Raw genomic sequence first — 19,864 nt, forward strand, 5'->3', positions numbered from 1 at the left:
AAAAAAAAAAAAAAATTAATTTTCTATTAATTGAAAGGAGGAATACAGCGTCGGGCGGGGCGCTGGGGCGCTGGGGCACGGGGCATCGGGCGGGGTGCAGGGGCGTCGGGCGGGGCGTGGGGCGCGTCGGCCGGTGGCCGGGGACGTCGGCGGTCCCGGGCTTCGGCGTGTTGCGGCGGTACCTCCCCGTACGGCCCCCCGCCCGCGCGGCGCCGAAGCGGCCCGGCTAAGTTGGGAGCGTGGACAAGAAGCCCGTGGACAAGAAGAACTCCCTGCGCGCCGGCACCATCGCCGCCGGTACGACGCTGCTCATGCTGGCCATGACGTCCCCCGCTCTCGCGCTCACCCGCGACGACGGCGACGACCCCGGCTCAGGTCTGAGCGTGCTCCAGACCCTCGGCCTGTTCGTCGGCATCCCGATCCTGGCCTTCCTCGTGATCGCGGGCCTCGTGATGGCCGGCAGCAAGAAGAGCGCGGGCCAGCCGCACGCCTGAGCCGCACCCCTTCCCGCCCGCCGGGCCGCCCCTCACCACAGGTCAGGGCGACGGCCCGGCCTGTGGCGTACCCACGCCCCGGAAGCCGTCAGCGGACACACGCTCAGGATCGCGCGGTGCCCCCCGGTACGGCATCGCGGTCTCGCGCCCTGTCGGCCACGCGGAGAACCCGTTCGCCACGAGACCGGCCGACGGGCGGCATCCCACGCACGGGAGTCGTCCTCCCGTCCCGGCGCTCCGGCACCGGGCATAGCATCCGCCGCATGGCCATCAAGCTGAGCGATTTCGCCCGCGCGCTGCTCGCGCGCCCTCTCTACGCCGTCCTCGCGACCACAGGCCCCGACGGCGCTCCCGCGGCCTCCGTCGTCTGGTACGGCCTCGACGGGGACGACATAGTCGTCTCCTCGCAGGAGGGCCGCGTCAAGGTCCGCAACGCCGCGCTCCGCCCGCCCGTCAGCCTGTGCGTCTACGACCCGCAGGACCCGCAGCGGTACGTCGAGGTACGGGGCACGGCACAGGTCTCGGAGGACGAGGGGCGCGCCCTCGCGGTCCGCCTCGCCGAGCGGTACGTAGGCCCCGGCGCGGGCGAGGAGTACCTTGCCCTGCCGCCCGAGAACGTCCGCGTCGTCCTGCGCATCACCCCGGAACGCGTCACGGGCAACGCCCGCTGACGTACGGCCCGACGGCCCGACGGCGCCGCCCCGGTGGCGGTCCCACACGAAGGGCCCGGGAGCACGCCGCTCCGGGGCCCTTCGTGTGACGCGTCGTGCTCCGCTTGGTGGCCGGGCGAGCCGGGCCCGGCCCGCCCCGCGATCAGACGGAGCGCCCGCGCGCCATCCTGCGCACGCCCGCCGTGACCGGCAGCGCGGCGGCCAGGGCGACCTGGAGGCCGCAGCCCGTCACGAGCAGCGTCTCACCGCCGGGGCAGTCCAGCGCCCAGGCCACGAGGCAGCCGATGTTGACCGCGCCCCACGCGGCCGTGGCCACCGCGAGCCGCCCGGACGGCTTCGGATATGCCACCCGGCTGACCATGAGGTACGCGATCGCGAGCACCGCGAGAACGGTGACGACGAAGGGAAGCTGGAGCAGCACCACGGAGAGCACCGTGAGCGCGGCGAAGGGAATGGGCATTCCCTCGAACATCCCGTCCCGCATCGTCGTGATGGAGAACCGCGCGAGCCGCATCACCCCGCCCAGCAGCACCGCGACGGCCGAGACCGTGGTGAGCCCCAGGTGGTTCTCACCACCACCGACGAGCCCCCACACGAGGACGAAGTAGGCCGGCGCGAGGCCGAAGCTGATGAGGTCCGAGAGGTTGTCCAGCTCGGGCCCCATCCCGGAGCCGCCGAAGCGACGCGCGACGATCCCGTCGCACAGGTCGAAGAGCGCGCCGAGCAGGATGAACATCACCGCCGACGCCCCGCCCTGCCGCACCCCGTCGCCACTCGTCCCGTCGAGCAGGTGCGGGATGAGGACGGCCGTGGTGACGCAGTAGATCGCCGCGAAACCGCACACCGCGTTGCCCAGCGTGAGCAGGTCGGCGAGCGAGAGCCGCAACCGGACCTCCTCCTCGCCGCCCCCGCCGTTGACGGGAGCACGGGACGGCTTGTCGGGGCCGGGGGCGGAGGAGGGCGCCTCGGCGAGAGCGGTGCCGGCACCAGGACCGATGCCCGCGCCGGTGCTCGTGGCGGGACGGGCCGGGGCGGGGGAGGGAGCGGACGCGCTGAGCGGGGCGCGACCTGCCCCGGCGGCGGGGCGGTGGACCTGGCGGGGGAGGCGGGAGAGGCGGGCCGTACGCCGGCCCCTTCGCCAGGTCCTGGTGGTCGTCTCCGGTTCGGTGACGCTCAAGATCATGCTCCTTGGGGGAACTTGAAGGTGTTCCGGATCGGCGGACGCCACTGCGCCGCGCTGTTCCGGGAGTCGCGAAGAGGCACGTCACCGAAGGGGGACGGACGCGCCCGAACCTTGACGGCTCGTCATCGCGAAGTGGCCACTGTAGCGAGCGGGGGCGCGCTCGGATGACTCCGGGCACCCACCGACCTCGTCACACCCTTCCGAATCCTCTCACTGAGACGTTTACTGACGCTCAGTCAGTTCCCCTTCCTGGCAGGCGACATGGCTCACATCGCACCGGCCTCGCCTCCGCCGCACCGACGCCAGTGGAGCACGCAAGGTCACCGGGCGTGGACGACGACGGGACCGGATGGCCCCGGCGAGGGGGACACGGAGGGTGAGGGACGGAACTCGGTGGGCTCGGGCTGGGCGCGTCATGGGGACGGTGAGGGTGGGTGCGCGGCGTGTTGTGGGGGAGGGGCAGGGGGCGTCGTGAGGGGGACGCGGGGTGGGACCGCTGGGACTGGGTGGTGGTACCTCCCGGTGGAGGAGTGGATCGGGCTCCGGACAGGCAGGAACCTGGCCGGGTCTCTGCGAGCGCCAGGCATGGCTTGCAGGGCGCGGGCCTGTGGGGCGCGGCCTGCGGCGCACGGGGCGCGCGGCCTGCGGGACTCGTGGCCCCGGGGTCAGAGGCCTGTCGGACTCCGTAGGCGGGAGGGACCACTCACTTTTGGTCGGGCCGCTCCGTGGTGTGCAACTGGGACACGTCCCCCTCGTGGGTTTGAGCCCTCGCGGAGGTGAATACCGGCCCCCGGCACGGGGGACAGCTCGCGCGGCACGTGTCGGCTCACGCCGCGTGGGTCGGCTCGCTCCGCACGTATTGGCGCCCCCGGCTCATGCCGCCCGCTCGGCGTGCCTCGCTTCACTGGCCGTGGGTCGCCTTGTCGACTTGGGGCGCTCCCCGGCCTCCGGCTGCTCTACGGCCGCCGGGTGTTCTCGCCGCTCGGGCTGCCCGATCCGGCGTGACCTGGAAGGCGCGCTACCTGGTGGCCGTCGCTTTGGCTGCGGGCGGGTGGTTGGACCTTCCGCGCACCCGCCTACGGACGTCCGGCTGCCCCGTCCTCCGGGCCCCCCGGGCCCCGGGCCACCGCCGGGTGTCCCGCGAGTTGAGCCTGCCGCCGAGCGAGCCCGCCCCCCTCCCCGAGCGCACCCACGGCTCCCTCCCGCCGGGCGGGTGATTGCCCCTCCTGGCCGGAGGAGCAGCCCCCATGCCACACGCGACGGGCCCTCAGCCCGGCCAGCCCACGACAGGAGGAGGCTGCCTCTGACAGGACCGGGCACGCCGTGTCAGAGGTGACCACCCCGACAGGACGGCTCCCCGCCACAGATAGTCCGCCCCCAGCGGACACATGCCCAACGAACCCGTGCCGCCGTCCTCAGCGGAGCTGTGCCCCCGCTTCCCAGCGGAGCCGTGCCGCCCCCAGCAAACCCGCGCCGCCACCGCCCCCCCCAGCGGAGCCGGGCTACCCGCCCCCCCGGCGGGCCGGGCTGCCCCCAGCGGGGCCGGCCGCCGTAGCGGCCGTCCACCCCGCCGGGGACCCGCTTCAGCGGCCCGCGGCCGCGTCCGCCGACTGGGCCTTCAGCGCGCGCTCGATGCCCGCGCGGCACTCCGTCACCAGGCGCCGCAGGGCGTCCGAGGGCTGAGCCGACGCGAGCCAGGCATCCGTGGCCGCGAGGGTTTCCTCGCTCACCTGGAGAGCCGGGTAGAGGCCCACGGCGATCTGCTGCGCCATCTCGTGCGAGCGGCTGTTCCACGCCTCGCCCACGGCGGCGAAGTACTTCTCCGTGTACGGGGCGAGCAGCTCACGCTGGTCCGTCTGCACGAAGCCGAAGATCACGGCCTCCTGCACGGCGTTCGGCAGCGTGTCGGACGCGACGACCGAGGCCCACGCCTCCGCCTTCGCCTCCTCCGTCGGCCGCGCGGCGCGGGCCGTCGCCGCGTGCCGCTCGCCGGCCGCCGTGCGGTCCTTGGCGAACTCGGCGTCGATCTCCTCCACGTCGTACCGGCCCACGGAGGCGAGCCGCTGCACGAAGGCCCAGCGCAGCTCGGCGTCCACGGCCAGGCCCTCGACGCTCTGCGTGCCTTCCAGGAGGCCGACGAGGATGTCGAGCTGGTCCGGGGTGCGCGCGGTGTCGGCGAAGGCACGGGCCCAGGCGAGCTGGTGGTCGCTGCCCGGGGCCGAGGACCGCAGGTGCGCCAGCGTCGCATCTGTCCAGCGGGTCAGCCCGCGGTCGCGCCAGGACGGGTCGGCGTACTGGTCGATCGCGAGCTTCGCCTGCCGCTGGAGCGACTGGACGACACCGATGTCCGACTCCTTGCCGACCCCGCGCAGGACGAGCTCGACATAGTCACGGGCGGCCATCTCGCCGTCCCGCGTCATGTCCCAGGCCGCCGCCCAGCACAGGGCACGCGGCAGCGACTCCTCGAAGTCGCCAGGGTGCTCGGTGACGACCCGCAGCGAGTCCTCGTCCAGCCGCACCTTGGCGTAGGAGAGGTCGTCGTCGTTGAGCAGCACGACGGCCGGGCGGGGCTTGCCGACGAGCACTTCGACGGGCGTCAGCTCCCCGTCCACGTCCAGCTCCACGCGGTCCGTGCGGACCAGCTTGCCGTCCGTGCCCAGCTCGTAGAGCCCGACCGCGATGCGGTGCGGGCGCAGCACGGCCTCGCCGCGCGCCCCGGCCGGCAGCGCGGGCGCCTCCTGCTTGACGGCGAAGGAGGTGATGCTGCCCTCGCTGTCAACGTCGATCACCGGGCGCAGCACGTTGATCCCGGCGGTCTGGAGCCACTTCCGCGCCCACGTCGACAGATCCCGCCCGGAGGTCTCCTCCAGGGCGCCGAGCAGGTCGCTCAGCCGCGTGTTGCCGAAGGCGTGGCGCTTGAAGTACGCCCGCACTCCCGCGAAGAACTCGTCCTGTCCGACGTAGGCGACGAGCTGCTTGAGGACGCTGGCGCCCTTCGCGTACGTGATCCCGTCGAAGTTGACGAGGACGTCGTCCAGGTCCTTGATCTCCGCCATGATCGGGTGCGTGGAGGGGAGCTGGTCCTGCCGGTAGGCCCACGTCTTCTCGGTGTTCGCGAAGGTCGTCCAGGCGGCCGGCCAGCGCGAGCCAGGCGCGGCGGCCTGGCAGGCGACCGAGGTGTAGGTGGCGAACGACTCGTTGAGCCACAGGTCGTTCCACCACTCCATCGTCACGAGGTCGCCGAACCACATGTGGGCCAGCTCGTGAAGGATGGTCTCGGCACGCCGCTCGTAGGCCGCGTCGGTCACCTTGGAGCGGAAGACGTACTGGTCGCGGATGGTCACCGCGCCGGCGTTCTCCATCGCGCCCGCGTTGAACTCGGGGACGAAGAGCTGGTCGTACTTGGCGAAGGGGTACTCGTAGTCGAACTTCTCCTGGAACCAGGCGAAGCCCTGCCGGGTGACCTCGAAGATGTGCTCGGCGTCCAGGTGCTCCGCGAGGGAGGGACGGCAGTAGATGCCGAGCGGCACGCGCTGCTCGCCGTTGACGTACTCGCTGTGCACCGCGTGGTACGGACCGGCGATGAGCGCGGTGATGTAGGAGGAGATGCGTGGGGTCGGCGCGAAGGACCAGAGGTTGTCCTTCGGCTCCGGCGTCGGCGAGTTCGAGATGACCGTCCAGCCCTCGGGGGCCGTCACGGTGAAGGTGAAGGCGGCCTTGAGGTCGGGCTGCTCGAAGCTGGCGAAGACGCGGCGCGCGTCCGGCACCTCGAACTGCGTGTACAGATAAGCCTGCTGGTCCACCGGGTCGACGAAACGGTGCAGACCCTCACCGGTGTTGGTGTACGCGCAGTCCGCCACGATCCGCAGTTCGTTGCGGCCCTCGCGCAGCCCGCCCAGCGCGATGCGGGAGTCGGCGAAGACCTGTGCCGGGTCCTGCGACTCGCCGTTGAGGACGACCTCGTGGACCGCGGGCGCGACGAGGTCGATGAACGTCGACGCGCCCGCCTCGGCCGCGTCGAAGCGCACGGTCGTCACGGACCGGAACGTCCCGCCCTCCTGCGCGCCACTGAGGTCGAGGTCGATGTCGTAGGCGTCGACCGTCAGCAGCCGCGCCCGCTCCTGCGCCTCTTCGCGGGTCAGATTCGTGCCAGGCACGCTCGCTCCTCGTCCTGCTCGGTCCGGTGCGGGTGGGGGATGACCCGCCGCGCCGAATGTCGGTTTCGGTGTGTGATGGCGCCCATCCTTCCACGCGGGCACTGCCTCGCGGGGCCCGGGAGGACCACGGGTTCGCGCGCCGGACGCTCCGGGGCCACCGGCCCTCGGGGGTCCCTCCGGGTTTTCCCGGACGACGGCCGAGGGTTCTGTTCGAGCCCGCCTCCGGGACATCCCCGGGGCGGTTCTCGGGGGATGTCCCCGAGCACCCTTGTCCCGCCCGCCCCTTCCCTCGTCGGCGTCCCGGAATGCCCGTTCTCCTGCCCTGATATTTCCCTGAGTTCCGGCCGAGGGGGCCAGAAACCCCTTTCTCCGCTCAGAACGGAACCTCCCGCCCGCTCCGGCCGTTCTGCACCCAGTGCCACACGGGGTACTATCCGCGCGCCGAGGCCCCGTCCGGGCCGCGACGGGGACCCGTGGGCCCGCCCGGCGCCCGGCGTCGAGGGCCCCTACGAGAGGCGGTGCGCGCCCGTGCCCGTGGACCACGACGTCCTGGTGTCCGGCGCCGGGATCGGCGGCCTCACCCTCGCGCTCGGCCTGCACGCCGCCGGCATCAGGGCCGTGGTCGTCGAAGCCGCCGGCCTCCCGTTGCCCGCCGGCACCGGCGTGAGCCTGCCGCCGAGTGCCGTCGCCGAACTCACCGCGCTCGGCCTCGGGGATTCCCTCGCCCGCCACGCCGTCGCCCCCGCCGTCCTCTCCCACTACGACCGGCACGGCGGCCACCTGTGGAGCGAACCGCGCGGCCTCGGCCTGGGGCACCCGGTGCCGCAGTACAGCATTCACCGCGCCGTGCTCCAGGACCTCCTGCTCCAGGCGGTACGGGCCAGACTCGGCGCCGACGCGGTCCGCACCTCGACCGCCGTCGTCCGCTTCCACCAGAGCGAGAGCGAAGGCGTCCGGGTCACCCTGCGCGGCGGCGGCCGGGTGCGCAGCGAGACGGCGCTCGCGCTGATAGGCGCCGACGGGCTGCGCTCCGCCGTCCGCGCCGGGCTCCACCCGGGCGAGGCACCCCCCGGCTGGAGCGGCGTATGGCTGTGGCGCGGCCTCGTCCCCTGGCAGCCCGTCCTCGGCGGGCGCACCGTCGTGGTCGCGGGCGGCGGCGGGGTCCGGCTGCACGTCCACCCCGTCTCGTACCCGTACGACAACGGCGCACAGCCCCCGTACGCCTACGCCGACGACCCCGCAACGCCCTACGCGGGCGGCCTCCGCGTGCCGTACGGGAACCGGCCGGGCACCCCGTACCCGTACGAGAGCCTGCCGCGACGCGGCCAGGCGCTCCTGCACTGGACGGCGAGCGTACGGCTGGGACCGGAGGCCCTGCCGGGCGGCGCCGGAGCGGCCGACTGGAACCGCAGGGGGCGGCTCGCCGAGGTGCTGCCGCACTACGCGGGCTGGCGCATCGGCGATCTCGACGTGCCCGCGCTGCTCGCCGCGACACCTCGTATCCACGGCAGCCCCCTCGTCGGACGCGCGCCGCTCAGGCGCTGGGGCGAGGGCCGCGTGAGTCTCATCGGGGACGCCGCCCACCCCCTCCTGCCCGCCGTCCCGGACGGCACCGGTCTCGCCGTGCTCGACGCCGCGGTCCTCGCCCGCTGTCTCGCCCGTACGACCCCCGACCGCGCCGCCGGAATGCGCCTCTACGAGAGCCACCGCGCGGCCCGCGTCGCCGCTCTCGACATCGCGCCACCGCTTCCCTGCGATGTCCTTCTCGACCTCGTCGCCGAGCGGGCGCCGGATGGATTCGCGCAGGTCGGGGACGTGCTGACGGCCGAGGAGCTGCATCACTGGACGGCGGCCCACCTGGCGCTGGAGGCGGCGGCGGAGGCGTGGTGAGCGCGCGGCGGGCCGAGGCCGAGCGGGAACGCGGACGGGGCGGCCCCCTGTCTGGTGGGACCGCCCCGTGACGGCGGGTGTGCCGGGCCTCGGCGGGAGTCCGGCGGCTCCGTTCGCCGCTCCCGGCTGGCCCGGCCCGGGCCTCAGCCCTTGAGCTCGGCGGCGACCAGCTCCGCGATCTGCACCGCGTTGAGCGCCGCGCCCTTGCGCAGGTTGTCGTTCGACACGAAGAGCGCGAGACCGTTCTCGACCGTCTCGTCGGCGCGGACGCGGCCCACGTAGGAGGGGTCCTTGCCCGCCGCCTGGAGCGGCGTCGGGATCTCGGACAGCTCGACGCCCTCCGCCGCGGCGAGCAGTTCCTCGGCCCGGGCGACGCTCAGCGGGCGCGCGAAGCGGGCGTTGATCTGCAGGGAGTGGCCGGAGAAGACCGGAACGCGCACGCAGGTGCCCGAGACCTTCAAGCCGGGAACCTCCAGGATCTTGCGCGATTCGTGGCGCAGCTTCTGCTCCTCGTCCGTCTCGAAGGAGCCGTCGTCCACGAGGCCGCCCGCGAGCGGTACGACGTTGAAGGCGATCGGGCGCTTGTAGACGCCGGGCTCGGGGAACGCGACCGCCTCGCCGTCGTGCGTCAGCTTGTCCGCCTCGGCCACGGTCTTCTGCGCCTGCCCGTGCAACTCGGCGACTCCGGCGAGCCCCGAGCCGGACACGGCCTGGTAGGTGGCGACGACGAGCGCTTCGAGACCGGCCTCGCGGTGCAGCGGCTTGAGGACGGGCATCGCGGCCATCGTCGTGCAGTTCGGGTTGGCGATGATGCCCTTGGGGCGGTCGGCGATCGCGTGCGGGTTGACCTCGGAGACGACGAGGGGGACCTCGGGGTCGCGGCGCCAGGCGGAGGAGTTGTCGATCACGACGGCACCGGCCGCCGCGACCTTCTCGGCGAGTGCCTTCGAGGTCGCGCCACCGGCGGAGAACAGGACGATGTCCAGGCCCTGGTAGTCGGCCGTCGCCGCGTCCTCGACCGTGACGGGACCGCCCTGCCAGTCGATCGTGGAACCCGCGGAGCGCGAGGAGGCGAAGAGCCGCAGCTCGGTGACCGGGAACTCCCGCTCGGCGAGAATCCTGCGCATGACCGTGCCGACCTGACCGGTGGCTCCGACGATTCCGACCCTCACGGAGGACTCCTTCACTGCTGCGGCCTTGGCTGGCCTGCGGACATACGACCATGATGCGACTGCCCGGGGCCGCTCTGTCCAATGCAATGTTCACTACGTGGGACGTGCCACAGCGGGGGCGGTGCCGGAAGCGGTCGGGGTGAGGCCGGTCACGTGGTGGGCGGTGGCGGCGGGGTGGCTGCGGTGGTGGGGGAGAGAGGGGGACGGTGGGCGATCATCCGATGATCGCCCACCTGATTTACCGGGCGATGGTAGGACGATCGCCGTGCCGATGTGGGGGCTTGCCGGGCTGATCCGCCTTGATCATCGGATGATCGCCGTGCTGGTTCGTCGCGATCATCGGACGATCGCCCGCCCGGATTTCGGTGCGTTTTTCCGACCATCGCCGTGCTGAACTCCAGGCAGGTCACCACCTCGCCGCATTTCCGGTCTCCTGGGCCCGCTCCGCACGGAGCGGCTAACGTCGATGGATGCGCTGGGAATTGAGGGTGGCGTCCTACGCCGTGTGTGTCCGCGAGAACCGTGTGAACGCGAGCCCCGAGATCCTGCTCGCCCGGTGGGTGGCGGCCGACGGCCGCCGTCTGTGGACCCTGCCGGGCGGCGGTATGGAACCCGGCGAGGACCCGTACGACACGGTGATCCGCGAGGTGGCCGAGGAAACCGGTTACGAGGCCGAGCCCACCTCGCTCCTCGGCACGGACTCCATCCGCCGTGAACACAGCCGCATGGGCACCCGCTCCGCCTTCCACGGCCTCCGCCTCGTGTACGAGGCGGAGATCACGGGCGGCAGCCTCCGCAACGAGGAGAACGGCTCCACCGATCTCGCCGCCTGGCACCCGGTCGCCGAGATCCCCGAGCTTCCGCACGTGGAACTCGTGGAGGTCGGGATGCGTCTGTGGCGGGAACGCCCGGCGGTGGGCCGGGTACCGAGAGAGGCGTAAGAGGTACGGGGTGCCGAGGCGCCGTACGCGGCGGGGGCGCCGTCGTCGCCGCCCCGCCCGTTCCGTACCCGCTCGGTGGGCCGTTCCGTACCGCCCTGCGGATCGTACGGCTTGCCGCGCACCGCTCCGCGAGCCGTACGGCTCGCCCTGCACCGCGCCTCCCGTACGGGACGCGGCGTTCTCCCCCCGGTGTCCACCGCCGCCAGACTCGTAGGGCCTCTTGAACGGCCTCGCCTACCCCCGTACATGAACCCTTCGTTGCCCTCGGGAAGCCGTTGTCCGGCGGGGCGGGGACGGCGCGGCGTATGCGGTGATCCCCGTAGCCCAAGCGGCGGCGAACCGTGCGGTGGCGTTCACGTCGTGGCCACGCGCGCTGCCGAACCTCCCTGGTGAGGAGGGCAAACCGCCCCCTCCCGCCGCCCGGGAGGGACGCGCATGTCGCGTACGCACTCCAGCAGCACCCCCCCACCGCACACCTGCTCCCCGCACTCCCGCCTCGCGTCCCGCTCCCGCCCGCCGTACGTTCCTTCTCGCCGCGTCGACCGCCGGCCTCACCGTCGGGGCCGCCGGACTCTCGGGCGCGCTCGGCGCCTGGGGGAGTCCGCCCCGCACCGCCGCCGCTTCCCTACCCGCGGCGGCCCCGGCCGCCCGGCCCTCCTCGCGTCCCTCGCCGCCCGCCCCGTACACCGAGGGCACCACCCTCGCCTCCGTCTCCACCCCGCGCGGTGCTCCGGGCGGCTACCGGCGCCTCGCCGAGGGACCCGGCTGGGAACGGCTCGTGCGCGAGGACCTCGCCACCGCGCACGCGGGACGGCAGGAGCGCCGCCGGACACTCGCCGCGCTCGTCCAGTTCACCGACCTGCACCTGGTCGACGTGCAGCACCCGCTGCGGTACGAGTACCTGCGTGCCGCGACCGCGAGCGCCTGGCGGCCGCAGGAGGCCCTGTCCGTCGCCGGGGCGCTCGCGCTCGTCGCACGCGTCAACGGGCTGCGCGGCGCGCCCGCGACAGGTGCCCCGCTCGACCTCGTCATGACGACCGGCGACAACACCGACAACAACGCGGCCTGCGAACTCGACTGGTTCCTCGGCCTCATGAGCGGCGGCCCCGTCACCCCCGACACGGGCCTCCGCGGTCACTTCGAGGGGGTGCAGAGCGCCGGGCTCGACCTGTACTGGCAGCCCGGCACCCGACGTGCCGACGCCGACAAGCGCAACGGCTTCCCGTACCTCCCCGGCTATCTCACCGCAGCGACGCGCACTCTGCGCAGTCCCGGACTCAACCTTCCCTGGTACTCCACCGTCGGGAACCACGACTTCCTCCCTGGCGGCTGCTGGGCGCCCGGCGACGGCTGGGCGCCGGAGATCGCCACCGGCGACCGCAAGCTCATGAGCCTTCCCGCCGGGACCGGCGCCGGCTTCTGGGGCAAGGTCACCGCGGGACAGGACCCCAAGGGGGCGCTCTTCCGCGACCTCCTGCGCGAGCAGCGCCGCCGCACCCGCCGTGTCACGCCCGACCCGCGCCGCGCGCCGATCACCCCCGAGCAGTACCTGCGCGCCCACCTCGACCCCCGGCACACCGGCCCGGGACCCCACGGCCACGGTTACACGGAGAACTCCCTGGACCGTCGCGTCCGCTACTACGCCTTCCCGATCGGCGACGACGTCCTCGGCATCAGCCTGGACACGACCGACCTCGGCGGCCACTACGAGGGCTCGCTGGACGAGACCCAGTTCCGGTGGCTCGAACGCACCCTCGCGCGCGCCGAACAGCCCTACGCCCTGGTCTTCAGCCACCACACGAGCGCCACGATGCGCAACACCCGCCCCGATCCGGCCCGCCCCGGCGAACGCCGCAGGGACGGCACGGCGGTGCGCGAGCTGCTCAGCCGCAGTCCCCGCGTGCTCGCGTGGATCAACGGCCACAGCCGCAAGAACGCGATCACCCCGCATCCCGGCTTCTGGGAGATCTCCACGGCGTCCCACATCGACCACCCCCAGCTCGCCCGTGTCGTCGAGCTGACGGCCAACGGCGACGGCACGCTCTCCCTCTTCACCACCCTGGTCGAGTCCGCCGCCCCGGCGGTGACGGACTTCACCGACCTCGGCCCCCTGGGCCTCGCCTCCCTCTACCGCGAACTCGCCCTCAACGCCCCCGGAGCCCGCCCGACCCTCGCCGGACGCCCCTCCGACCGCAACACCGAACTCCTGCTCCCCGTCCGCTGAGCCCCGTCCCCCGAACGGCCGTACACACGTCTACGGGTGACCACGTCGCCTTGTCGACATATGTCCGGAAGTCGTCTCGTGCGGGTGTTCGGGAGGCTCACGCGGGAGGGGGAGGGGGAGTGCTGACGTGTGCGGTGAGGCGCGGTGTGGTCGGGGGAGGCGGGGCAGGCGGTGGCGCACCGGATCGGGGCGCGCCGCCGTCCCCGCCGCGTGACGTGCCTGCCGCTCTGGCTACGGACCGGCCGCGCGAGCCCGGGCGGCGGCAGGGACTCGCAGCACCCGAAGGCCACGCGGGCCCGAGCCCGCGCCGTCTCGCCGGCGCAGGTTTAAGCGAGACCCCGCGCCGAAGCGTCGGCCCGCGCCGTTCGGCGGTCAACCGTCTGGTCCCGACGGCGCCCTGAGCCCGGCGACGGCGTGCCCCCGGCCGTCGCCCCGCCTCCCCGCCGCCACTCCGAGAGGCCGCGTGTCTCAGCGTGGCAGTACTTCCACGTACGCCGCCGGGTCGCGGTCCGCCGCCGTGAGCAGTGCCGTGCGCACGACGCAGGACTGCTGCTCGGTCGCGTCCCGCAGCTTGCGCGGGGTGAGGTGGAGGAGCGTGATGCCGAGCAGTTCCAGACGCTCCCGCTTGCGTGCCGACTCCGTCCACGTCACGTCCGGCTCGCCCGCCTCGCCGGGCCGGTGCACCCGGGTGTCCAGTTCGACCGCGACCGCCTGCTCCGGCCAGTACGCGTCGACCGTGCCGAGCGTCGGGCCCTGCGGGAGCCGCAGTTCGACGTTCCACGCCGGGTCGGGCAGACCGCCCTCCTCCACCATGCGGTACAGGCGTTCCTCGGCGACCCCCCGGTCCTCGCGCAACAGCGTCTCCATGGCGTCCAGTACGCACGGCCTGCTCATGAGCCCGCAGCGGCGCAGTTCGGCGAGGAGCGCTCCCGGAGCGCAGTAGCCCTCGCGGACCGCGCGCCCCAGGAGGCGCGTCACCGCTGCCGCGTCGCTCAGTTCGGCGACCGTGTCCGCGAGCGCCCGCGTCACCGGCGCGGTCGGCACGCCCGTCACCTGCTGCGGGACTGGCAGTTCCGCGCCGCGCACGATCCGTACGAACCCGGTCGAGCGCAACCGGCGCGTACGCGGCACCAAGACGTCGTACCGCTCCGCCGCGGCGAGCGAACTCACCGGCCCCTCCAGGGGGAAGCCGTGCAGGGCGAGGGCGGCCGGGCCCGTGATCATCGCGACCGTGCCGGGGTCGCGGGACTCCTCGGAGGTGGGCTGGGCCGGGACCCCGCGCGCCCGCCCGGCCGGGGGCCGCCGCGCGTAGCGCACCGCCGCGTGCAGCCGCTCCTCCGTCGTCGGCCGCCCCGAACGCAGCAGGAACACGCCGGGCAGCAGCCGCTGCCACCCCCCGCCCGCGGCACAACGGGCCGTCAGGCGGGCGGTGCTGATCCCCCGGGCGCGCAACTGCGCGGCGTCGGCCACGAGGTGCGGTCCCGTGACGGGCAACTCGCGTGCCGCGGGGGCGGCTGAGGAAGCGGGGACGGCAGAGGAGAGATGAGTCATGCCGGGGGTCTTCCTCCTCCACGCCCCCGGCTAACCGCTGTAACGATTCCGTAGACGAAACCGGACAACTTCGTCCTAAAGTACGCGTGTTCGAGTACCGATATGGGGGAGGGGCTGAACGGGTGAGGAAGCCCCCTTCCCGTCCGCGACGCCGGCTGCGACGGAGCCCCTGCCCCGCGCCCGGGCCGGAGGCCCCTCCCCCGGCCCGGGGCAGAGACGGGGGCGGGGGCGGGGAATGGCACGCCTTCCGCGAACTCCCCCCTCCGGCAGGACGGAGCACAGCGCCCGCTTCCCTGCCCCCGTCGCCCCCCTTCCCCCTAGCGGAGCTCGCGGTCCCGGCTCACCCCGCCTTCGCGTCGCACTCCTGGGCCCGCAGGGCCCGCGCGAGGTCGTCCCGCGACTCGGCCACGAGCCGCCGCGCCGCCTGCGAGACCTCCGGGTGCTGGAGCAGCCAGGTATCGGCCTGCTCCAGCGTCGCCTCGCTGTCCTGGAGCGAGGGGAAGAGGCCCCGCACGATGTCCATGCCGATCTGGATGGACCGCTCGTTCCACACCCGGGCGATGGCCGCGAAGTACTTCTCCGCGTACGGCGCGATGAGCGCCCGCTGCCCGGGCTGCTCGAAACCGGCGATGCTCGCCTCGACGAGCGCGTTGGACAACTCGTCCGATTCCACGACCTGCGCCCACACCTGCGCCTTCACGGCCTCGGTGGGCCGGGAGGCGAGCAGCCGCACCTGGTGGCGTCTGCCGGAAGCGGTGTGGTCGCGGGCCAGTTCGGCTTCGATCTCCTTCTCGCCCGCGCGCCCGTCCACGACGAGCGGTTCGAGGAAGGTCCAGCGCAGCTCCTGGTCCACCTCCAGGCCCTCGACGGACTCCGTGCCGGCGAGCAGTCCTTCCAGCAGCGTGAGTTCCCCGGTCGAGGCGGCGGTGGCGGCGAGGAAGCGGGCCCAGGTCAGCTGGTGCTGGCTGCCCGGCTCGGCGGCCCTGAGCTCCTTGAGCGCCCCGGCGCCGAGCGCGTCGGCGGTCTCCTCGCGGCGCCCGGGCGTTACGTAGTGGGCGAGGGTCGTGCGAGCCCAGGCGTGCAGCATCTGGAGCACCCCGATGTCGCCCTCGCGGCCCGCGAAGCGCAGCATGATCGCGATGAACTCGCGCCCGGGGAGCAGCCCGTCGCGGGTGAGCCCCCACAGCGCAGACCAGCACAGGGCGCGGGCCAGGGGATCGGTGATCTCGCCGAGGTGCGCGCGCAGCGTGGCGAGCGAGGTCTCATCGAAGTTGATCTTGCAGTACGTGAGGTCGTCGTCGTTGACGAGGACCAGTTCGGGAGCGTCCTGCCCGGCCAGCTCCGCGACGACCGTGCGGGCCCCGGCGACGTCCGCCTCGCCGCGCGCGTAGCGCACGAGCGCGCCGTTCTCGCGCCGGTAGAGGCCGATCGCGACGCGGTGGGGCCGCAGCTCGGGGTGCGAGGCGGCTGCCTCCTGGCGCACGGCCAGCTCGCCCACCTTGCCGCCGTTCAGCGTCAGTTCGGGCGTGAGGGTGTTGACGCCCGCGGTCTGGAGCCAGGCCGCCGCCCAGCTCGTCATGTCCCGCCCGGAGGTCTCGGCGAGCGCCGAGAGCAGGTCGCCGAGCGTCGTGTTCCCGTAGGCGTGGCGCTTGAAGTAGCGGCGCGCGCCCTCCAGGAAGGCGTCCTGCCCGACGTAGGCGACGAGCTGCTTGAGGACACTCGCGCCCTTCGCGTAGGTGATGCCGTCGAAGTTGAGCTTGGCGTCCTGGAGGTCCCTGATGTCGGCGGTGATGGGGTGCGTCGAGGGAAGCTGGTCCGCCCGGTACGCCCACGCCTTGCGGTTGTTGGCGAAGGTGATCCAGCCGTTGCGGTGCCGGGTGGCCTCGACCATGGAGAAGGCGCCCATGAAGTCCGCGAAGGACTCCTTGAGCCACAGGTCGTCCCACCACTTCATCGTGACGAGGTCTCCGAACCACATGTGCGCCATCTCGTGCAGGATCACGTTCGCGCGCCGCTCGTACGACGCCTCCGTGACCTTGCCCCGGTAGATGTACTCCTCACGGAAGGTGACCATGCCCGGGTTCTCCATCGCACCGAGGTTGTACTCGGGGACGAACGCCTGGTCGTACTTGCCGAAGGGGTAGGGGTAGTCGAAGTTCTCGTGGAAGAAGTCGAGGCCCTGCTTGGTGACGAGGAAGATGTCGTCTGCGTCGAAATAGGGGGCGAGGCCCTTGCGGCACATCGCGCCGAGCGGGATCTCCAGCGTCGAGCCGTCGGGCAGCTCGCGCCGGTAGGAGTCCGTCACGTGGTGGTAGGGCCCGGCGACGACGCACGTGATGTACGTCGAGATCGGCTTCGTCCCGGCGAACTCCCACACGCCGGACGTCAGCTCTCCCGCCCCGTTGCTCCACACCCGCCAGTTTGCGGGGGCCTGGACCCGGAAGCGGTAGGGGGCCTTGAGGTCGGGCTGCTCGAAGTTGGTGAAGACCCGGCGGGCGTCGGCCGGCTCGTACTGCGTGTAGAGGTAGACCTCGCCGTCCTCGGGGTCCACGAAACGGTGCATCCCCTCGCCGGTGCGCGAGTAGGCGCACTGTGCGTCCACGACCAGGGTGTTCTCGGCGGCGAGCCCGTCGAGGGCGATACGGGTGCCGTCGAAGACCTCGGCGGGGTCGAGGGCGCGGCCGTTGAGCGTCACGGAGCCGACCGAGGGGGCGACGAGGTCGGCGAAACTGCTCGCGCCCGGTTCCGCGCAGGTGAAACGCAGGGTGGTCAGCGAGCGGAAGGTTCGGGGGCCCGACGCGGGGGCTTCGCCGACGGCGGAGCGCAGGTCCAGCTCCACCTCGTACGAGGTGACGGAGAGCAGCTCCGCCCTGGTACGGGCTTCCTCGCGGGTCAGGTTCTCTCCGGGCACCGGCACTCCTTCGTGACTGTGGGGCGTGGCTGGGGTGGCGCGGCGCACGGCACGCCTGCGGCGCTGCGCCGCATCGCTCCGTGCCGTGCCGTGCCGCACTGTGGGGATGCGCCAACGATCCTCGCACGAGGCGGGGAGGGAGGACATCAGGGAGTCCCCGGACAAACAACCCGGAGATTTCTCCGGGTCGGAAGGCCGTGACCCTGAGTTTTTCCCTGAGATCGGACGGCGCAGGAATCCCCGGCGGCCACGGCACGTTGGCAGCCGTTGAGGACTGACCGAACGATGTCCGGTGCCCGTGACCGCGGGACGGCGTGACGAGGAGCGAGATGAGCGAGCAGCAGACGCAGGAACGGGTCACCGCCGATTTCTGGTTCGACCCGCTGTGCCCCTGGGCGTGGATGACCTCGCGGTGGATGCTTGAGGTGGAGAAGGTCCGCCCGGTCGACGTGCGCTGGCACGTGATGAGCCTGGCCGTGCTCAACGAGCCGAAGCTGGACGAGCTGCCCGAGCGGTACAAGGACCTGATGGGCGGTCCCGCCTGGGGTCCCGTGCGTGTCGTCATCGCGGCGCGCGAGCAGCACGGCGACGAGGTGGTCGGCAAGCTGTACACGGCGCTCGGCACCCGCTTCCACAACCTGGGCGAGGGCCCGACCCGCGAGGCGATCGTCGGCGCCCTGGAGGACGTGGGGCTCCCGGCCTCGCTCGCGGACTACATGGAGAAGGACACGTACGACACCGAGCTGCGCGCCTCGCACAAGGAGGGCATCGACCTCGTCGGCCAGGACGTCGGCACCCCGGTCATCGCCGTCCCTGGCGTCACGGGTGAGCGCGTCGCCTTCTTCGGCCCCGTCGTGACCCCGGCGCCCAAGGGCGACGAGGCGGCCCGGCTGTGGGACGGCACGCTCGCCGTCGCCTCGGTCCCCGGCTTCTTCGAGCTCAAGCGCACCCGCACCCAGGAGCCGATCTTCGACTGATTCCCGTCGGCGGGCGCCCGCTCACAGGCCTGCGGACCTGTGAGCGGGCACCCCGCCTCAGCCACCGGCGGGGTTCTCCGTCACTCCACCCCCTCCGGAATCCGCAGGAACTCCGGATGGAAGCGGCGCGTATTGCCCGACGACCGGACCTTGCGGCAGGCACCGGCCGCGCACATGATCAGGTCGTCGACGTAGAGGGTGGCGCCCTTTTGTTCACGGACCCAGCGTCGCTGGTTCTCGGTCAGAGGGACGTGCCGTTCCGTGCTGCGGCAGAAGACGCAGTACGTGTCCTTGGGCTGCATCCGCCCACGATGCGGCATGGGAGCGGGGCACGTAAGGGCGCGCGGCCGGGGAAGCCCGCGAGCCCCTGTAAAGCACCCGCGCGCCGCACGGGACGTGCGCGGCGAGCCGCAGGCGGGGGCGTACGGCCCCGTGTCGGGGGCGGGGGTGCCGTCGGGGGCTGACGCCTGGGGGTCTGCTGTCCGCCGGCCCTGTCGTGGGCGGCTCCTGCGGGCGGTGCCGTACCGCGCCAAAATGCCTTAACGCGTCCGCGCGCCGTACCACGTCCCCGCGCCGTAACGCGCCTGGGCGGTGTAGCGGGCCCGAGGGCCGTATCACCGCCGAAGCCGTACCGCTCCCAAAGCCGTACGGGCCCCAGAGCCGTGCTCCCGGACGGGGCCCCGCTCCCACCGGACGGCGCTCCCCGCGCGGCCCGGCTCCCTGCCACGCCCCGCCTGCCGTGTCCGCCCGCCACTACTCGGCCCACCCAGGCCCGGCTCACCACCGTCCGACCCGCGCCGCGCCCCCGCTGTCTCCACCCCTCCCCGCCGCCCCCACGCCACCCGCCACCCCCTGACCCCGTGCCCCTCCGAACGCGGAGAACCCCCGCGAGTCATGTCCTCGCGGGGGTTCCCCTCTCTACCGGCCTGCCGCGTGAAGGGTGAGAAGACGATCACGAGCAGGACGTGCGGGGGCTCGGCGGAGCCGGTGGCCTCAGGGGGCCAGGATGAGGGAGTCCGTGCGGGCCTTCGCCGCCCGGTAGCGAGCGGCGACGTCCTGCCAGTTGACGACCTGCCACATGGCCTCGATGAAGTCCACCTTCTGGTTCTTGTACTGCAGGTAGAAGGCGTGCTCCCAGGCGTCGAAGACGAGGACGGGCACGGAGCCCTGCCCGACATTGCCCTGGTGGTCGTAGATCTGCTCGACGATGAGGCGGCCGCTCACCGGCTCCCAGGCGAGTACGCCCCAGCCGGAGCCCTGCGTCGTCGCCGCGGCCTTGGTGAGCTGGGCCTTGAAGCCCGCATAGGAGCCGAAGGACTCCTTGATGGCGTCCGCGAGGTCGCCGACACCGTCGGCCGCGAGCGGTTCGCCGCCGCCCTCACCGGTCATGTTGTGCCAGTAGATGCTGTGCAGGATGTGCCCGGAGAGGTGGAACGCGAGGTTCTTCTCCAGCCCGTTGATGGACCCCCAGGACTCCTTGTCCCGCGCCTCGGCGAGCTGCTCCAGGGTGTCGTTCGCGCCCTTGACGTAGGCCGCGTGGTGCTTGTCGTGGTGCAGCTCGATGATCTCCGGGCTGATCACCGGGGCCAGCGCGGAGTAGTCGTACGGCAGTTCCGGGAGTGTGTAGACGGCCATGCGGAGACGCCCTCCAAGACTTCTTGTTGCGCCGAGCTTATTGCGAATAGCTTGCAAG

13 protein-coding genes are annotated in these 19,864 nt (G+C 72.8%); 6 read left to right on the plus strand and 7 right to left on the minus strand.

Features of this window, described 5'->3' with window-relative positions; all coding sequences use genetic code 11:
* Window positions 1–254: 254 nt before the first annotated feature.
* Together SSBG_RS20160 and SSBG_RS20165 are read left to right on the plus strand one after the other, a co-directional pair.
* Window positions 255–494 (plus strand): hypothetical protein, encoded by a 240-nt coding sequence (locus tag SSBG_RS20160; protein WP_037871677.1) that lies wholly within the window; start codon window positions 255–257, stop codon window positions 492–494.
* Between the two features lie 263 nt (window positions 495–757).
* The gene (locus SSBG_RS20165; RefSeq protein ID WP_008747917.1) at window positions 758–1,165 is read left to right on the plus strand and encodes a PPOX class F420-dependent oxidoreductase; all 408 of its coding nucleotides are present in this window, start codon (window positions 758–760) and stop codon (window positions 1,163–1,165) included.
* Between the two features lie 142 nt (window positions 1,166–1,307).
* Here the strand turns inward: SSBG_RS20165 and pssA are convergent, their stop codons facing one another.
* On the minus strand, window positions 1,308–2,348 hold the full coding sequence (gene pssA, locus SSBG_RS20170) for a CDP-diacylglycerol--serine O-phosphatidyltransferase (protein ID WP_037870230.1): 1,041 nt from the start codon (window positions 2,346–2,348) through the stop codon (window positions 1,308–1,310).
* A gap of 1,583 nt (window positions 2,349–3,931) precedes the next feature.
* Window positions 3,932–6,505: an aminopeptidase N gene (gene pepN, locus SSBG_RS20180; RefSeq protein ID WP_008747919.1), complete on the minus strand. Its 2,574-nt coding sequence runs from the start codon at window positions 6,503–6,505 to the stop codon at window positions 3,932–3,934.
* 528 nt (window positions 6,506–7,033) lie between these two features.
* Here pepN (SSBG_RS20180) and SSBG_RS20185 point away from each other — a divergent pair.
* Entirely contained in the window at window positions 7,034–8,395 is a 1,362-nt protein-coding gene (locus SSBG_RS20185) for an FAD-dependent monooxygenase (protein WP_037870233.1), read from the plus strand.
* A gap of 143 nt (window positions 8,396–8,538) precedes the next feature.
* On the opposite strand, the gene SSBG_RS20190 is transcribed toward SSBG_RS20185, so the two are convergent.
* Window positions 8,539–9,567, minus strand: coding sequence for an aspartate-semialdehyde dehydrogenase (locus SSBG_RS20190; RefSeq protein ID WP_008747921.1), 1,029 nt, complete (start codon window positions 9,565–9,567; stop codon window positions 8,539–8,541).
* A 470-nt stretch (window positions 9,568–10,037) separates the two neighbouring features.
* Between SSBG_RS20190 and SSBG_RS20195 the strand changes: the two genes are divergently transcribed.
* Window positions 10,038–10,508 (plus strand): NUDIX hydrolase, encoded by a 471-nt coding sequence (locus SSBG_RS20195; protein WP_037870236.1) that lies wholly within the window; start codon window positions 10,038–10,040, stop codon window positions 10,506–10,508.
* A gap of 373 nt (window positions 10,509–10,881) precedes the next feature.
* Entirely contained in the window at window positions 10,882–12,732 is a 1,851-nt protein-coding gene (locus tag SSBG_RS20200) for a TIGR03767 family metallophosphoesterase (protein ID WP_008747923.1), read from the plus strand.
* Between the two features lie 468 nt (window positions 12,733–13,200).
* On the opposite strand, the gene SSBG_RS20205 is transcribed toward SSBG_RS20200, so the two are convergent.
* On the minus strand, window positions 13,201–14,283 hold the full coding sequence (locus SSBG_RS20205) for a hypothetical protein (RefSeq protein WP_008747925.1): 1,083 nt from the start codon (window positions 14,281–14,283) through the stop codon (window positions 13,201–13,203).
* Window positions 14,284–14,623: 340 nt separating this feature from the next.
* Window positions 14,624–17,194, minus strand: a complete 2,571-nt coding sequence (gene pepN, locus SSBG_RS20210; protein WP_037870237.1) for an aminopeptidase N — start codon at window positions 17,192–17,194, stop codon at window positions 14,624–14,626.
* Window positions 17,195–17,523: 329 nt separating this feature from the next.
* Here pepN (SSBG_RS20210) and SSBG_RS20215 point away from each other — a divergent pair, with 329 nt between their 5' ends.
* Window positions 17,524–18,171 carry a DsbA family protein gene (locus SSBG_RS20215; RefSeq protein ID WP_008747927.1) on the plus strand — a complete coding sequence of 216 codons (648 nt, stop codon included), beginning with the start codon at window positions 17,524–17,526 and terminating at the stop codon, window positions 18,169–18,171.
* Between the two features lie 80 nt (window positions 18,172–18,251).
* On the opposite strand, the gene SSBG_RS20220 is transcribed toward SSBG_RS20215, so the two are convergent.
* Together SSBG_RS20220 and SSBG_RS20225 are read right to left on the minus strand one after the other, a co-directional pair.
* Window positions 18,252–18,473 (minus strand): hypothetical protein, encoded by a 222-nt coding sequence (locus SSBG_RS20220; RefSeq protein ID WP_037870238.1) that lies wholly within the window; start codon window positions 18,471–18,473, stop codon window positions 18,252–18,254.
* 691 nt (window positions 18,474–19,164) lie between these two features.
* Window positions 19,165–19,806: a superoxide dismutase gene (locus tag SSBG_RS20225; protein ID WP_007827063.1), complete on the minus strand. Its 642-nt coding sequence runs from the start codon at window positions 19,804–19,806 to the stop codon at window positions 19,165–19,167.
* Between the last annotated feature and the right edge of the window lie 58 nt (window positions 19,807–19,864).

Origin of the sequence: Streptomyces sp. SPB074 (assembly GCF_000154905.1) — a bacterium.
GTDB lineage: Bacteria > Actinomycetota > Actinomycetes > Streptomycetales > Streptomycetaceae > Streptomyces.

Coding starts and splice junctions, on each gene's coding strand:
- SSBG_RS20195 (WP_037870236.1), top strand. CDS start 10,038: ATGCGCTGGGAATTGAGGGTGGCGTCCTACGCCGTGTGTGTCCGCGAG.
- SSBG_RS20165 (WP_008747917.1), top strand. CDS start 758: ATGGCCATCAAGCTGAGCGATTTCGCCCGCGCGCTGCTCGCGCGCCCT.
- SSBG_RS20205 (WP_008747925.1), bottom strand. CDS start 14,283: ATGACTCATCTCTCCTCTGCCGTCCCCGCTTCCTCAGCCGCCCCCGCG.
- SSBG_RS20220 (WP_037870238.1), bottom strand. CDS start 18,473: ATGCAGCCCAAGGACACGTACTGCGTCTTCTGCCGCAGCACGGAACGG.
- SSBG_RS20215 (WP_008747927.1), top strand. CDS start 17,524: ATGAGCGAGCAGCAGACGCAGGAACGGGTCACCGCCGATTTCTGGTTC.
- SSBG_RS20225 (WP_007827063.1), bottom strand. CDS start 19,806: ATGGCCGTCTACACACTCCCGGAACTGCCGTACGACTACTCCGCGCTG.
- pssA (WP_037870230.1), bottom strand. CDS start 2,348: ATGATCTTGAGCGTCACCGAACCGGAGACGACCACCAGGACCTGGCGA.